The organism is Archangium sp. (genome assembly GCF_036277355.1).
Taxonomy (GTDB): domain Bacteria; phylum Myxococcota; class Myxococcia; order Myxococcales; family Myxococcaceae; genus Archangium.
In genome coordinates this window covers 133,245-148,354 of the sequence record NZ_DASUNC010000046.1, presented here as the reverse complement: position 1 = coordinate 148,354, position 15,110 = coordinate 133,245, and the positions used below count along the sequence as shown (strand labels likewise).

General features: G+C 70.1%; 14 protein-coding genes and 1 tRNA gene. 8 read left to right on the top strand and 7 right to left on the bottom strand.

Annotated features, from left to right (window positions below; genetic code table 11):
* The first annotated feature begins 74 nt into the window (after nucleotides 1–74).
* The 7 genes from VFZ09_RS12010 (at nucleotide 75) to VFZ09_RS11980 (ending at nucleotide 5,538) form a co-directional block, all read left to right on the top strand.
* Nucleotides 75–1,436, top strand: coding sequence for an IscS subfamily cysteine desulfurase (locus tag VFZ09_RS12010; protein WP_329727774.1), 1,362 nt, complete (start codon nucleotides 75–77; stop codon nucleotides 1,434–1,436).
* A 108-nt stretch (nucleotides 1,437–1,544) separates the two neighbouring features.
* The gene (gene iscU, locus VFZ09_RS12005; protein ID WP_329727664.1) at nucleotides 1,545–1,943 is read left to right on the top strand and encodes a Fe-S cluster assembly scaffold IscU; all 399 of its coding nucleotides are present in this window, start codon (nucleotides 1,545–1,547) and stop codon (nucleotides 1,941–1,943) included.
* A 29-nt stretch (nucleotides 1,944–1,972) separates the two neighbouring features.
* Nucleotides 1,973–2,368 carry an iron-sulfur cluster assembly accessory protein gene (locus VFZ09_RS12000; RefSeq protein WP_329727773.1) on the top strand — a complete coding sequence of 132 codons (396 nt, stop codon included), beginning with the start codon at nucleotides 1,973–1,975 and terminating at the stop codon, nucleotides 2,366–2,368.
* Between the two features lie 205 nt (nucleotides 2,369–2,573).
* A complete protein-coding gene (gene hscB / locus VFZ09_RS11995) occupies nucleotides 2,574–3,140 on the top strand; it encodes a Fe-S protein assembly co-chaperone HscB (protein ID WP_329727772.1) in 567 nt (188 codons plus the stop codon).
* A complete protein-coding gene (hscA, locus tag VFZ09_RS11990) occupies nucleotides 3,137–4,981 on the top strand; it encodes a Fe-S protein assembly chaperone HscA (protein ID WP_329727663.1) in 1,845 nt (614 codons plus the stop codon). Before hscB ends, hscA begins: the two co-directional genes overlap by 4 nt.
* A gap of 1 nt (nucleotide 4,982) precedes the next feature.
* Nucleotides 4,983–5,360: a 2Fe-2S iron-sulfur cluster-binding protein gene (locus tag VFZ09_RS11985; RefSeq protein WP_329727662.1), complete on the top strand. Its 378-nt coding sequence runs from the start codon at nucleotides 4,983–4,985 to the stop codon at nucleotides 5,358–5,360.
* 94 nt (nucleotides 5,361–5,454) lie between these two features.
* A tRNA-Leu gene (locus VFZ09_RS11980) sits at nucleotides 5,455–5,538 on the top strand.
* Nucleotides 5,539–5,596: 58 nt separating this feature from the next.
* On the opposite strand, the gene VFZ09_RS11975 is transcribed toward VFZ09_RS11980, so the two are convergent.
* A complete protein-coding gene (locus VFZ09_RS11975) occupies nucleotides 5,597–6,679 on the bottom strand; it encodes a lysylphosphatidylglycerol synthase transmembrane domain-containing protein (RefSeq protein WP_329727661.1) in 1,083 nt (360 codons plus the stop codon).
* Complete coding sequence (locus VFZ09_RS11970) at nucleotides 6,676–8,298, bottom strand: alkaline phosphatase family protein (RefSeq protein ID WP_329727660.1); 1,623 nt, start codon at nucleotides 8,296–8,298, stop codon at nucleotides 6,676–6,678. Before VFZ09_RS11970 ends, VFZ09_RS11975 begins: the two co-directional genes overlap by 4 nt.
* A gap of 167 nt (nucleotides 8,299–8,465) precedes the next feature.
* Between VFZ09_RS11970 and omp85 the strand changes: the two genes are divergently transcribed.
* A complete protein-coding gene (gene omp85 / locus VFZ09_RS11965) occupies nucleotides 8,466–9,659 on the top strand; it encodes an Omp85 family outer membrane protein (RefSeq protein WP_329727659.1) in 1,194 nt (397 codons plus the stop codon).
* A gap of 85 nt (nucleotides 9,660–9,744) precedes the next feature.
* On the opposite strand, the gene VFZ09_RS11960 is transcribed toward omp85, so the two are convergent.
* From VFZ09_RS11960 to mvk, 5 genes are all read right to left on the bottom strand, one after another.
* Entirely contained in the window at nucleotides 9,745–11,022 is a 1,278-nt protein-coding gene (locus VFZ09_RS11960; protein WP_329727658.1) for a sensor histidine kinase, read from the bottom strand.
* A gap of 123 nt (nucleotides 11,023–11,145) precedes the next feature.
* Nucleotides 11,146–12,033 (bottom strand): DUF4846 domain-containing protein, encoded by an 888-nt coding sequence (locus VFZ09_RS11955; protein WP_329727657.1) that lies wholly within the window; start codon nucleotides 12,031–12,033, stop codon nucleotides 11,146–11,148.
* A 29-nt stretch (nucleotides 12,034–12,062) separates the two neighbouring features.
* The gene (locus tag VFZ09_RS11950) at nucleotides 12,063–13,142 is read right to left on the bottom strand and encodes a phosphomevalonate kinase (RefSeq protein WP_329727656.1); all 1,080 of its coding nucleotides are present in this window, start codon (nucleotides 13,140–13,142) and stop codon (nucleotides 12,063–12,065) included.
* Nucleotides 13,142–14,134, bottom strand: a complete 993-nt coding sequence (gene mvaD / locus VFZ09_RS11945) for a diphosphomevalonate decarboxylase (RefSeq protein ID WP_329727655.1) — start codon at nucleotides 14,132–14,134, stop codon at nucleotides 13,142–13,144. The genes VFZ09_RS11950 and mvaD overlap by 1 nt, the downstream gene beginning before the upstream one ends.
* Nucleotides 14,131–15,084, bottom strand: a complete 954-nt coding sequence (mvk, locus tag VFZ09_RS11940; protein WP_329727654.1) for a mevalonate kinase — start codon at nucleotides 15,082–15,084, stop codon at nucleotides 14,131–14,133. Before mvk ends, mvaD begins: the two co-directional genes overlap by 4 nt.
* Nucleotides 15,085–15,110 lie beyond the last annotated feature (26 nt).

The window sequence follows — 15,110 nt, the reverse complement described above, 5'->3', positions numbered from 1 at the left end:
CCTAGAGAGCACGCGGGGTTATCCGGCCCCCGCGGCGAGCGGCCGGACAGCCGCCCGGAAGGTTTACCGAGATGCTGAAGCTGCCCATCTACATGGACAACCACGCCACCACCCCGATGGATCCGCGGGTGCTGGAGGCGATGATGCCGTACCTCCGTGAGGACTTCGGCAATGCCGCGTCGCGCAACCACCCCTTCGGCTGGAAGGCCGAGGCGGCGGTGGAGCAGGCGCGCAAGCAGGTGGCGGCGCTCATCGGCGCGTCCGACAAGGAGCTCGTCTTCACCTCCGGCGCCACCGAGTCCGACAACCTCGCCATCAAGGGCGTGGTCGAGTTCTACAAGGAGAAGGGTGATCACATCATCACCCTGAAGACCGAGCACAAGGCGGTGCTCGACACCTGCAAGCGCCTGGAGCGCATCCGCCAGGAGCGGCTGGACGAGCTGAAGCTGATGCGGCTGGCCCAGCTCACCGGCGCGCCCGTGTCGCGCGACCACCTCGCCGAGCTGTCCATCAAGCACGACCTGGACAACGACGCCGTGTACCGGCAGTGGGCGGAGATGCCCACCGGCGGCGCGCGCGTCACCTACCTGGACGTGGAGAAGGACGGCCGGGTGGACATGAAGAAGCTCGAGGCGGCCATGACGGACAAGACCATCCTGGTCTCCATCATGCTCGCCAACAACGAGATCGGCACCGTGCAGCCGGTGGCGGAGATCGGCAAGCTGTGCCGCCAGAAGGGCATCCTCTTCCACTGCGACGCGGTGCAGGGCATCGGCAAGGTGCCCTTCAACGTGGAGGAGATGAACGTCGACCTGGCGTCCATCACCTCGCACAAGATGTACGGCCCCAAGGGCGTGGGCGCGCTCTACGTGCGCCGCAAGCCGCGCGTGCGCATCGCCCCCATCATCGACGGCGGTGGCCATGAGCGTGGTATGCGCTCGGGCACGCTGAACGTGGCGGCCATCGTGGGCTTCGGCAAGGCGGCGGAGCTCGCCCGCCTGGAGATGGCCGACGAGTCCGCGCGCCTGCTCCGCCTGCGCGAGAAGCTGCGCAAGGGCATTACGGACCAGCTGGACATGGTGACGGTGAACGGCTCGCTGGAGCACCGGCTGCCGGGCAACCTCAACATCTCGTTCGCCTACGTCGAGGGCGAGGCGCTGATGATGGCCATCAAGGACGTGGCGGTGTCCTCCGGCTCGGCGTGCACCTCGGCGTCGCTGGAGCCCTCGTACGTGCTGCGCGCGTGCGGCGTGGAGGAGGAGCTGGCGCACAGCTCCATCCGCTTCGGCCTGGGCCGCTTCAACACCGAGGAAGAGGTCGACTACGTCATCAAGCTCATGGTGGACAAGGTGAACCGCCTGCGCGAGATGAGCCCCCTGTACGAGATGGCCAAGGAGGGCATCGACCTGAAGAGCATCGAGTGGACGGCGCACTAGCCCCGTTTTGAGCCCTCCCCCGCTTGGAGGGCGAGCGGGCCCCCAGCCCCGGCACGGTCGCCGGGTAACGGACCCGGTGACACGGCTTCATATAGGTAGGGAAACACCATGGCTTACAGCGACAAAGTCATCGACCACTACGAGAACCCCCGCAATGTCGGCACGCTCGACAAGGCCGACCCGAACGTGGGCACGGGCCTGGTGGGCGCTCCGGCGTGCGGCGACGTGATGCGCCTGCAGCTGAAGATCAGCGACGAGGGCATCATCGAGGACGCCAGGTTCAAGACGTTCGGGTGCGGCTCGGCCATCGCGTCCAGCTCGCTGGTGACCGAGTGGGTGAAGGGCAAGACGGTGGACCAGGCGATGACCATCTCCAACAAGGACGTGGCCCGCGAGCTGGCGCTGCCGCCGGTGAAGATCCACTGCTCGGTGCTGGCCGAGGACGCCATCAAGGCGGCCATCGAGGACTTCAAGAAGAAGCGCGAGGCGCGGCAGCAGAAGGCCTGAGCAGGACGGGTTGAAGGAGGAGGCACGTGATGAACGAGCAGGCGACGACACAGACGAGCCAGACGCCGACGGCGCCTGCCGCGGCCGCGAAGCCGGCGCGGGGCATCACGCTGCACGAGAGCGCGGTGGAGCAGCTGAAGAAGCTGCTGGCGGAGCGGCAGACGCCCGAGGCGGGGCTGCGCATCGCGGTGCGGGGTGGAGGGTGCTCGGGGCTGGCGTACGTGATGGAGTGGGCGGAGAAGCCGCGCGAGAAGGACAAGATCTTCGAGCGGGACGGGGTGCGGGTGTTCGTGGATCCGAAGAGCTACCTGTATCTGCTCGGCACGGAGATCGTGTACGAGTCGACGCTGATGGCCTCGGGGTTCAAGCTGAACAACCCGAACGTGAAGGGCTCGTGCGGCTGCGGCGAGAGCTTCTCCGTCTGACCGCCCTCCCCTCTCCCCTCGGGAGAGGGACGGGGTGAGGGTATCGAGCATCCCGGGTTGAACCTCGGGATGAGAGAGTCACTGGGGGCTCGGCCGCGCAAAGCCGGGCCCTTTGATTTTCCCCCGGAAAGGGGCCACCGAAGTGAAGTGCTGGAACTGTGAGAAGGACACGCGGGGACGCCCCTTCTGTCCGGAGTGCGGGAAGATCGCCGCCCGGCCACCGGGAGCGACCCACTTCGACGTCTTCGGTCTTCCCCGGGCGTACGACGTGGACGTGGCGGCGCTGGAGCGCCAGTACCGGGAGCTGTCGCTGAAGCTGCACCCGGACCGCTTCGCCCAGGCCGAGGCGCGCGAGCGCCGGCTGTCCCTGGAGCAGACGACGGCGCTCAACGAGGCGACGAAGACGCTCAAGGACCCCACCCGGCGGGCCTTCTACCTGTTGAAGCTGCTCGGGGTGGACCTGGAGCGGGAGGACGCCGGAGCGCAGAAGGACATGCCCCTCGAGTTCCTCGAGGAGGTCATGGAGCTGCGCGAGGCGCTCGACGAGGCGATGGAAGCGAAGAATCTGGACCGGGCCCAGAAGATGGCCGCGGACGTGGAGACGCGCCGCAAGGCCGCCCTCCAGGAGGCCGTGGACACGCTGCGCACCCTGGAAAAGGGCCCCCCGGCCGAGTCATCGGTGAAAAAGGCGTCGCACGCGCTGGGACGGGTGAGGTACTTCACGCGCTTCCTCGAGCAGGTGGAGACGTTCGAGGAGGAGATGCTGTCGTGAGCAAGAACGGCTACCTGCAGATTCACGATCCCCTCAAGCCCAAGGGGCACGCGGTGGGGATCGACCTGGGAACGACGAACTCGCTGGTGGCGAGCGTCATCCAGGGCAAGCCCCGGTGCCTGGCGGCGGACGAGGGGGAGTCCAACCTCCTGCCCTCGGTGGTGCACTACGGGAAGGACGGGGGCGTGGTGGTGGGGGCGCGGGCGAAGACGCTCGCGGCCGAGCACCCCACGGACACCATCCTCTCCGTGAAGCGCTTCATGGGCCGCAGCCCGGAGGACGCGGAGACGCGCAAGCTGGGGGCCTACAAGTTCGCCAGCGGCGGCAAGGTGGTGCGCTTCGAGGTGTCCGGTGGCCAGCCGGTGACGCCCATCGAGGTGTCCGGCGAAATCCTGCGCGCCCTCAAGCGCCGCGCGGAGAGCTACTTCTCGGGCCGGGTGGAGCAGGCCGTCATCACCGTGCCCGCCTACTTCGACGACGCCCAGCGCCAGGCCACCAAGGACGCGGGCCGGCTCGCGGGCCTCGAGGTGCTGCGCCTGCTCAACGAGCCCACCGCGGCGGCGCTCGCCTACGGGCTCGACAAGGGCAGCCAGGGCACCTACGCGGTGTACGACCTCGGCGGCGGCACCTTCGACGTCTCCCTCCTCAAGCTGGTGGACGGCGTCTTCGAGGTGAAGTCCACCGGCGGTGACTCGGCCCTGGGCGGCGATGACTTCGACCGGGCCATCGCCCAGCGCGTGCTGGAGGCCCTGGGCCAGACCTCCCCCTCCCCGTCGCTGGTGGCCGAGGTGCTGGCAGCCTCACGCAAGGCCAAGGAGGCCCTCACCGGCGCGCCCGAGGTGGAGCTCACCGTGGGCTCGCACCGGCAGACGCTGAAGCGCTCGGACTTCGAGGAGTGGATCCGCCCGCTCATCCAGAAGACGGGCGTGGTGTGCCGCCGGGCCCTCAAGGACGCGGGCGTGACGGCCTCGGAGCTGGATGGCGTCATCCTCGTGGGCGGCGCCACCCGCGTGCCCGCCGTGCGCCGCTTCGTCGCCGAGCTCTTCGGCCGCGAGCCGCTCAGTGACATCGACCCGGACCAGGTGGTGGCCCTCGGGGCCGCCGTGCAGGCGGACCTGCTCACCAACGTGGACCGGCAGGACGAGGTGCTCCTGCTGGACGTCATCCCCCTGTCGCTCGGCCTGGAGACGATGGGCGGCCTGGTGGAGAAGCTGATTCAGCGCAACTCCACCATCCCCACCGCCGCGGCCCAGGTCTTCACCACCTTCAAGGATGGCCAGACGGGTCTGGACGTCCACGTGCTCCAGGGCGAGCGCGAGCTGGTGGAGGACTGCCGCAGCCTCGCCCGTTTCACGCTGAGTGGCATTCCTCCCCTGCCCGCCGGTATGGCTCGCGTGGAGGTGCGCTTCCAGGTGGACGCGGACGGCATCCTCGCCGTCACGGCCAAGGAGCAGAGCACCGGCACCACCCAGTCCATCACGGTGAAGCCCAGCCACGGCCTCACGGACGAGGAGATCGAGAACATGCTGCTCGACTCCATCGACCACGCCGAGGACGACGTGCAGGTGCGCCAGCTGCGCGAGCAGCGGGTGGAGGCCGAGCGTGTCCTCACCGAGGCTCAGCGGCAGCTCGGCGAGCACGGGGAGCTGCTGGCGGACGGGGAGCGGGCCTCCATCGAGGCGGCCATGGCGAAGGTGCGCGAGATGGCCCAGGGGAACGACCACCACGCCCTCAAGGAAGCCATCCATGCCCTGGACGACGTGTGCAAGCCGTTCGTCGAGCGGGTGATGAACCAGGCCCTGACGAAGGTCGTCGCGGGCCATTCGGTCGAGGAGTTCTGACGTGCCCAAGGTCCACTTCAAGAGCCCCCTGCAAGACGTCACCGTGGACGTGTCCACGGGGACCACCCTGCTGGATGCCGCCGAGAAGGCCGGCGCCCAGGTGGGTCACTCGTGCGGCGGGGTCTGCGCCTGTTCCACCTGCCACATCTGGGTGCGCAAGGGCCTCGAGTCCCTCTCCGAACAGACGGACCAGGAGATGGACCGGCTGGACATGGGGTTCGACGTGCGCCCGTACTCCCGCCTGTCCTGCCAGACCGAGCTGGGGAATGAGGACATCTCCGTGGAGATCACGGAGGAGTCCCTCACGGCCTACATGGATGAGAACCCCGCCGTCCGGCGCCGGCTCGAGTCCGAGGGGAAATGGCCGTTGAAGAAGTGATGTTGAAACATGTGCTTGACGGGGACGGTTCAGGCATCTATACACCGCTCCCGTCAACGCGACGCAACGCACCGCCGAGCGAGACGCACCGCCTGCCCAGGTGGTGGAATTGGTAGACACACTAGATTCAGGGTCTAGCGCCTGCAAGGGCATGGAGGTTCGAGTCCTCTCCTGGGCACTGAAGAAGGCCCCGACTGAAAAGTCGGGGCCTTTTTCTTTTTCAGCACTCCCCCGCGTCAGCCCGGGGTGTGGACGGGCTGCACGGCCTCGTGGGCCACGTGGCTGGTGGCCTCGCGTGCCAGGCTTCCGCCCTTGCGGAGGTCCTTCAGCCGGATGCCCCGGAAGCGGACGGAGATCGCCCCCACCGCCACCTGGCTCAGCACGGTGCCCAGCCAGGTGAGGATGGAGAAGGCCGCCGCGTCCTCGGGTGTGGCCCCCAGCAGGCCTCTCGTCACCCCGCTCGTCACCCCGAAGTAGATGCCCGTGCCCGCCGGCACCCCGGGGGCCTGGCCGAGCGCGATGGCGCCCAGGATGACGGCACCAGCGAAGAGGCCCCCGCGCACGCCGATGCCCCGAAGGGCCAACCCATAGGCCAGGGCGGGCGCCAGCACCGGCCCCACGGAGAAGACCAGCGCCTTGGCCATGCCCCGGAAGCTGCGCGCGGTGCCCAGCCCCTCGGACACGTGCCCCAGCAGGTGCCGGGCCCGCGGCAGCCGGTGCTTGCGCTCCAACCAGCGGGCCAGCGGCAGCGCGTAGTGGGCCAGCAGCACCACCAGCACCACCAGTCCCACGCACACCCCCACGGCGATCCGCAGCGGACCGGCGAACCCGGACATCGTCTCGCCCAAGGGCCCGAGGAAGGACACGGCCAACAGCCCCATCAGCGCGGCGAACTCCAGCAGCTTGCACACCAGCACCGAGCCGAGCGACTGCAGGAAGGGGATGCGCTGGGTGCGCGACATCAGGAACGAGCGCATGACGTCCCCGAGCTTCCCGGGCACCGCGTTGTGGGTGAAGGCGCCAATGGCCACCAGGTGGTAGCGCTCGAGCAGGGGGACGGGCTTGCTCAGCGTCCTCTGCCACTGCACCGCCCGCAGCGGGATGATGGCCGCGGAGAGCAGCATGAAGGGGATGAGCCACCGCAAGTGGCCCGGCAGGTCGCGGACGAACTTCTCCAGCGGGAAGCGTGGGACGAGCAGGGGCCCGGCCCCACGCGGGTTCAACTGGAAGAAGACGCTGGTGATGAGGGCGGCGGACAACGCCACCCCCACCCCCACCGCCAGTGCCTTGAGGAACGTCCGGCCCGCGGGGCGTTTCATGTCGCCTCCGCCCACCTCTCCTCCGAGTCCTCCGGCGAGTCCTCCGGACGCACCAGGGGCCGGGCGCCGTCGCGGTACACCTCGGACAGCCGGTCGTGCAACTGCGTGACGTGGCTCAGTCCGGACAGGTCCACCGGGAGGCTCGTGGGCCAGCAGATGACGCTGTTGGTCTCCGTGCGGGTGAGGCCGCCGTGCGAGCCGAACTCCCAGGCGAAGCCCACCGTGCCGCCCTTGGAGACCGCCTGGCCGTAGAGCACCAGGTCTCCCGCGGTGGGCATGTGGGGCAGCTCGCGCAGGAAGTCCGCCACCGCGCGGCGCGAGAACTCCGCGTCCAGCGGCGCGCTGTCGATCTCGTCCGGCCCGTACACCCCGCCGCCGATGATGGCCACCGCCGAGTCACCCCGGCGCAGCGCCACGATGGCGATGTCCGGATGGCCCATGGCCCTCGCGAGCACCTCCGGGTGGCGCGCCACCAGCTGCGTGGCCTCGAGCGGCTCGCGCTCGCGCGTCAGGTAGACATGGGAGAAGTTGCCGGACTCGATGACCACCGGCTCCTGCGGCGCATGGGGCGCGTCCACCGGGTGCGGGCGGCCGTCGAGCAGCGCCCGCGCGATGTCCTCGGACAGGGGCAGCGGCGCGCCGCGCAGGAGGATGTCCTCCAGGCGCTGGCGGCCTCCGCGCTGCTCGATGGGGTGGCTGTCCACGTGGCCGTGGTCCGTGAGGAAGACGAGGTCGTAGCCGGGCTCCACCGCCTGGGCCACGGCGTAGAGCTCGGCGAGGTAGGCGTCCACGCGCCGCAGCTCCGCCATGGCCTGTTCCGAGCGCGGACCGCGGCGGTGGGCCACCTCGTCGTAGTTGCCGTAGACGAGGTAGACGGAGGGCACGCCGCGCACCATGTCCACCAGGGCCTTGGTGTGGGCGAAGCTCCACCCGAGCCGCTGCAGCAGGACGCGGCTCATGAGGAAGCCGCTCTCATGGCGCCAGTCGCGGAGCGCGCGGGCCCAGCGGTAGATCTCCGTGAAGGAGCTCCACGCGTCGCGCCCGAGCGAGCGGATGTACGAGAACGGCGTCTGCGTGCGGGCCGCGAGGATGCCCTCCATCTCGTACTTGAAGCCGCGGACCATGACCTTGTAGCTGGCCAGCGAGCTCATGCAGAGACGATTGTTGGCCTCGGCCTGGAAGAGCGAGAAGTACGTGTGCCCGCCGCCGGACAGCAGACTGGAGCCGGGGCGGCAACCCAGCCGCGACTCCACGGCGATCGTGTCCGTGGGGGTGTTCATCTGCACCCTGCGGCCGAGCTCCCGGTCGAACCAGGTGTAGGCCGGCAGGTTGGGATGGCGCAGGCCGTAGAGGAAGCCCGCCTGGAAGAAGGGCGTGGAGGCAGGCGAGCCCCAGAACGCTCCGTCCAACGCATAGGTCCCCGAGGTCACCAGCCTGGACAGGAAGGGCATGCGTCCGGTGCGGACGGCCTCGTCCAGATGCGCCTTGGGCACGCCGTCCAGATGGACGACGAGCAACTTGCGACGGCGTGAAGACGACAATGGGCCGACCTTCGACCCCACACGCCACACGTAGTCTCGAGCCCACGCCTGCAACTGCGGGTTGATGACTTCTTTCACGGTCTCGTCTCCCCTCCCCCCAGCACCACGATGCGCCCCAGATATGCGCACGCGGGCGGACACCAGCCGGGTATTCCGGGGCGGTCCGCTGGAGAGCAGCCAGACGGGCATGGCCCCCGAACGTGAAGATGGTCCCATCCCTTCTTCGCGTGGCACCTTGGGCTGTGATGCTCACGACCGCGCTGCTGTTGACGACGCTGGCCACCGCCACGGCTGCTCCGCCGGATGCCCTTCCCGCTGCTCCCACGGCTACCGCTCCCGCGGAGCAGCCGGCGAAGAAGGAGAAGGGCATCGACGCCATCGCGATCCCCTTGTTGAGCTACAACTCGGACCAGGGCTTCACGTACGGCGGCGTGGCCGGCGCCTACCTGTATTCACCCGGCTACATCCCCTACCGGCACGCCATCTCCCTCCAGGCGATGTTCACCAGCCGGGGCCAGCAGAGCCACTACCTGCGCTACGACGGGCCGCGGCTCATCGGCCCCATGCGCCTGGAGTTCCGCCTGGAGTACCGGCGCGAGCTGCGCAGCCCCTTCTACGGAGCGGGCAACGTGTCCGCGCAGGACTTCAACGGCGATGAGACGCAGGAGCGCTTCAACTACACGAAGAACGCGCCGGGCGCGTGGGTACGCCTGCGCGGCCGGCCCTGGGGAGAGAACCACCCCTTCCAGTCCTACGTGGGTTACTCGTGGCGGTACACGGAGGTGGATCCGTTCGAGGCCTCGGTGCTGGCGCAGCTCAAGCCCGAGGGCATCCAGGGAGGAGCCACGGGGCAGATCACCGCGGGTGTGCTGTGGGACACGCGTGACAACGAGTCGGATCCGGTGCGCGGAGGCGTGGAGGAGGTGAGCCTGCGCGTGTCGGGCACCGCCACCGGCAGCCGCTACCAGTACGCGGGCGTGACGCTGAGCGAGCGGCGTTACTGGCAGCTGGGCCCGCGCTTCATCCTGGCGCAGCGGGTGACGCTGGACATGCTGTTCGGCCAGGTGCCCTTCTTCGAGTGGGTGAACACGGGGGGCGTGAGCTCCTCCGAGGGCATTGGCGGCATGAGCAGCGTGCGCGGCATCGAGCGCAACCGGTTCGCGGGCAACATCAAGGCGTTCACGAACACGGAGCTGCGGTACCGGGCCTTCGACTTCAACCTGTTCGGCTCGCCGGTGATCGCGGGTGCGGTGGGCTTCGTGGACCTGGGGCGGGTGTGGCACCCGGGCGTGGAGAACGGGCCGTGGTGGAAGTGGCACCCGGGAGTGGGCGCGGGGCTGCGGCTGGCGCGGCGAGCCGCGGTGGTGCGCTTCGACTGGGCCATGTCCCCGGAGACGGGCCGCCAGCGCATCTACCTGAACTTCGGCCACATGTTCTGAAGCACCAGACCCCTGAGGTTCCGAGCCCCAATATCCCCTCGCCCTCCGGGAGAGGGACGGGGTGAGGGTGCCACGCGTCCCGGGTTCACACCCGAGCCTCGTGCTCCTGTCCAACCTGCTGTGCCAACGCGAGGCTGAACGAGAAGATCGACCCCTTCCCCACTTCACTCTCGAACCAGATGCGGCCACCGTGCCGCTGGACGATCTGCTCGCACAGGTGCAGGCCGATCCCCATGCCTCCGCGGTCCGACTCGAGCCCGGCATGGGCGCGATAGAAGCGCTCGAAGAGTTGTCCCTGGCGCTCCTTGGGGATACCCATCCCCGGGTCGCGAATCGACACCACGCCCGAGCCCTCGCGGACCTCCACCCGGGCCTCGATGTCTCCGCCCTCGGGCGAGTACTTGATGGCGTTGTCGAACAGGTTGACGAGCACCTGCTCGATCCGCTCCCGGTCCGCGTCCACGAACACGTGGCCCTCCTGGTGCAACACGAGCCGGTGCCGGGAGGACACGCCCTGCATGCGCTCGAGCACATCCGCCACCAGCTCGCCCAGCTCGAAGCGCTGGCGCCGCAACGCGAGCCGGCCGAGCTGGAGCCGGGACACCTCGAGCAGCTCCTGCACCAGCTGCGTGAGCCGATCACTCTGGCGGTTGAGGATCCGGAAGGCCTTACCCTCACGAGGCTCGTGCCCGCCCGGCGTCCAGCGATCCAGGAGCTGGGCGTAGCCCTTGATGGTGGTGATGGGCGTGCGCAGCTCGTGGGCGGCGGTGGAGAGGAACTCATCGCGCATCCGCTCCAGGCGCTTGAGCCCGGTCAGATCGCGCAGCACCACCACCGCCAGCTCCGGCGCCCGTCCCGCTTCCGTGGCGACCGGGGAGGCCGTCGCGCTGATGTGGAGCAGCGCTCCGTTGGAATGCCGGGACAACAGCTCCTGCTCGCGGACCGTCTCGCCTCTCAAGGCCCGCTGACTGGGCAGCGCGTCCCAGGCGATCGGGCTTCCGTCGGGATGGCGGAGATCGAGCAGCTCGATGAAGCGCCGGAGCTCCGCCGGCATCCCGGGCGCCTCCAGTCCGAACAGTGTCAGCACGGCCTTGTTCGCCTCCACGATCCGCCCGTGGGAATCGACCAGGATGAGGGCGTCGGCCATGCTCTCCAGACTCGCGCGGTGGCGGGCCTCGGACTCGCGGAGGGCGGCGGTGTCCTTGCGGATGAGGGCGTACAGGAGGACCGAGGTGGCGGCGACGTAGAACCAGCCCTTGAGGATCTGCACCTGGACGAACGTGCCCAGGCCCCGCACCACCCCCGCGAGCAGGACGTCGGAGAGGATGATCCACGACCCGGCGACCACGGCGTAGATGGCCACGGGCCGCCAAGGAGTGGATGCACGCCCTGCTTTCAGCCCGGTGGACATGACACCTTGAAGCTAAACGGTGTACCGGAGCACGGTGAGGCAGGGACGGTCGCTCGCTCGGAGAGCGTGCGGGGGTCAGAGCCCCGGGAACCGCCGAAGCGAGGACCAGGGGAAGGGCTTCCAGAAGGGCGTCGCCACCTCGTCTCCTTCCAGTGAGAACCAGGGGCCGTCCTCACCCGGCGACAGGACGTGGAAGTCCTGAGCCGGGATGAAGCCCTGGCCGAGCAGCGCCACCCGCTCGCCCTTCGCGTTGCGCGCCACGTCCAGCACCAGCACCGCATGGCCCGGGCTGCCGCCCAGCACGAAGAAGTCGCCCGGCCGCACGTCGGCGCGCTTGGGGCGCTGCCGCTCGTTGGCCAGGGACAGCGTGCCCGCGTAGGTGAAGACCAGGTCCAGGTAAGCGCGGAACGAGGCCCGCGAGCCATCCACCGGCCCGCTCTTCACCCACGACACCTTGGAGCCGGACACCCGGGCGCGCTCGCCCGCCGCGTAGCGCGACCAGGAGGCCAGGTCTCCGCTGGTGAAGCGGTAGCCGATGCGCTCCTTCTGGCCGCGCGACCACTGCCACTCGGCGTGGAGGCGGATGATGGAGTCCGCGCACTGCTGGAGGTTGGCCGAGCCCACATCCAACTCGGCCACGGCCGCGAGGGCGGCATGGTCCCCGGCCAGGATCTCCTGTCCTCCGAAGTCATTCACCGGGGTGCCCGGGGGACGCAGCGGAAGGCCGCGCAACCACGCGCCGAAGGACCCGTCCTCGACAGCCACCCGCGTGTAGCCGGACGGAGGTGGAAGGGCCTCGGCGAGCGGGCGGATGGAGCGCTCCGCGGAGAGCCACGGGTAGCGGACCCGCTCCTCCTTCGTGGGCGAACGGGGCTCGGGGGAACCCGCCACCGCCCCACCCGGGAACCCCAGAAGGGCGGCGAATGACACGAGCAGCAACAGGCGATGGGGCAGAGTCCTCATGGGGTGCCCATCATCGCCCGGCGCGCTCCTCACCGCGAGGCGTCGAGCCATGCGCGCAGCCGCGCGTCCGGCTGGGCCTCGCCGCGCACGCCGGGCTCCACGTCGAGCTCCAGCGTGTGGAAGCCCCGCGCGCGGATGCCCTCGAGCAGCGCGGCCCGCTTCTCCGCGTCCGGGGCGAACAGGATGCAACCGTCCCCGCCTCCGGCACCGGACTGCTTGCCCACGCACCCGTACGCCGACGCCATCGCCAGCACCCGGTGCATCGGCTCGGTCTCCAGCGGACCCAACTCCTGGAGCAGCGCGTGCTGCTCGCGCACGGCCTCGGAGAAGGCGCGGAAGTCCCCGCCCCCGAGTCCTACTTCAATCTCGTGCCCCAGCGCGTCCGAGCGCTCCACGAAGGCCCGCCGCCCCGCCTCGCCCATCTTCGCCTCCACCTGCGAGATGAGCACCCGCGTCGAGGCGCTCTCCCCCGTGAAGGCATAGCCCAGCGACACCTTGGGCACTGGCAGCCGCCACACGTCCACCGTGGGCGCCGCGTCCAGCGCCGCGCGATAGCCTCCCGCGCTCGACGCCTCGATGAGCCCCGACACCTCGTAGCGCCGGTAGCGCACCACACCGCCCGCGTAGCTCGCGGCCACGTCACCGCCGCTGCCCTTCCCGCCCTGCGCCGCCGCGTGCGAGACGAGCGCCACCTTCAGCGCGTCGAACTTCTCCTCCAGCACGAAGCGCACCGCGTCCGCCGCCAGCACCGTGGCGCACGCGCTGCCGCCCATGCCCAGCTTGCGCCCGTTGGCATCCACCGCCGACGGCGACACCGCCAGGTCGAAGCCCACCGACTCGCGCCCGTGCAGCCGCAGCGCCTCGTCCAGCGTGCGCGCCACGAAGGAGAAGCCCGCCGGCACCTCCCGGTCCCACTTCACGCCCCGAGGCGTCGTCCGCCCCGACAGCGTCCCCTCCTCCACGCACACGTGCACCCGGCTGTCCGCCCGCCGGCTCACCAGCGCCGCCGTCCGCGGGCCCACCGCCGCCACGCGCGACACGCCGCCCCACAGCACGGCGTACTCGCCAGACACGAACAGCTTCCCCGGGGCCGAGAGCGCGCGCTCCATCAGAAGAGGTGCTCCGTCAGCAGCGTCGCGTCACCGCCCGGCACGCACCGCACCACCTCGGTGGCGCCGCAGGCCATCGCCGCCGCCTCGGCCGCCAGCTCGTGCGCCGCGTCCGTCAGGATGCAGGGGTTGGGGCCCGCGTCCAGCGTGAACCACACCGGCACGCCCTTCTTCCGCTGCTCGCGCAACGAGTGGATCAGCTCCAGCGTCTTCGGCATCAGGTAGCAGAGGGGCGGATCCGCCGCGAGCGACGTGGCGTGCATCCTCCACGCGTTGCGCTCGCACATCTCGCCCAGCGCCTGCAGGTCCTTCTTCGCGAGGTACTCGCGGGCGCGCACCACCTCGGCCTCGGCGTCCTTCACCCACGCCGGGTAGTACGGGCTCGTCTCCACGGCGTTCTTCATGCCGTCGCGCGACTTCACTTCCTTCTCGTCGCGGCTGACGATGGCCACCACCATGCGCAGCTCCGGCCAGTGCTTCTCGTCGAAGCGCTGCACCGCGTAGCTGTCCGTGCCGTCCGGGCGCTCGCCGCGCATCCACTCGCAGAAGCCGCCCTGCACGCTGCGGCACGCCGAGCCACTGCCCAGCCGGGCCAGCATGCTCGCCGCCTGGGGGTCCGCCGGCAGCCCCGCCGCCGAGCGCGCCGCCACCGCCAGCGCCGCGAAGCCCGCCGCGCTGCTCGCCAGGCCCGCCGACGCCGGGAAGTCCCCGCGCGACACCATCTTCGCCGGGCCCAGCTTCGCGCCCTTCGCCTCGGCGCGCACCGCGTCCAGCACGCGCAGCACGCGGTCGCGCTCGCTGCCCTTGGCCACGTACCCGTTGAGCTCCACCTCGTCCGCCGAGCCCACGCCGAAGGCCACCGTCGTCCGCACCGACAAGGGCGACAGCGTCATCGAGAGGCTCGACTGGTGGGGGAGGATGAGCGCGTCATCCCGCTTGCCCCAGTACTTCACCAGCGCGAGGTTGGGGTGTGCCCGGACGGTGGCCTTCATGCCGCCCCCCGGGTTCCCTCGGCGCGCGGGCCCGCGAGCTGGCTGTCGAAGCACCGGATGCCGAGCCGCGTCAGCTCGTGCACCACCGGCTCCGTCTCCGTGAACAGGCCGATGACGGCGCCACCGTCTCCACCGGCGCCCGTGAGCTTGGCGCCCAGCGCGCCCATGTTGCGCAGCCGGTGCACCATGTCGTCCAGGCCCGGCGAGGACAGGCCCAGCGCCGCGAGCAGGCCGTGGTTGACGTTCATCACGTCACCCAGCGCCTCCAGGTCCCCCTCCTCCACCGCCTCGGCGCCCTCGGACGCCAGCAGGCCGATCTCCCGGAAGATGCGCTGGTAGCGCTCGGACCAGCGCTTCTGGCGCTCGCGCAGCGCGCCCACCGTCTGCTTCGTCGGGCTGCGCGCGCCCGCCATCACCACCACCAGCTTCAGCGGCTTGGGGCTGTCCACCACCTTGGCCCGGCCATGCTCCGCGCCCGGCTTGCGGCGGTAGAGGATGAGCTGCTCCATGGCGCTCGTCGTGTGGTCCACGCCCGACGGCGTCCCGTGGAACTCCTGCTCCATCTCCCACGCCACGGCCGCCACCTCGGAGGCCGACGCCTTGCGCCCCGCCGCCTGCAGCAGCACCCGCGAGCACGCCACCGACAGCGCCCCGGAGCTGCCCAGTCCCATGGACAGCGGCAGATCCGTGTCGAACGACACCTTCACCCCGGGCTCGCCGCACGCCGCCATGGCCCGCGCGAAGGCCGCCTTCAGCACCTTGCGCTGCTCGGGCATGAGGGCATCCGGAATGACGAGCTGGCACTTGTTGGACGGCTCGCCCTTCGCCGTCACGCCACGTGACAGCGGGCCCGCGAGCGCCGGGTAGCCGTACACCACGCTGTGCTCGCCCAGCAGGATGACCTTGCCCGCGCCGAAGCCGGTCAGGGAGGAAGTGTTGTTCGTGTCCATGATGTCCTGTCATGACCAGGGCGAGA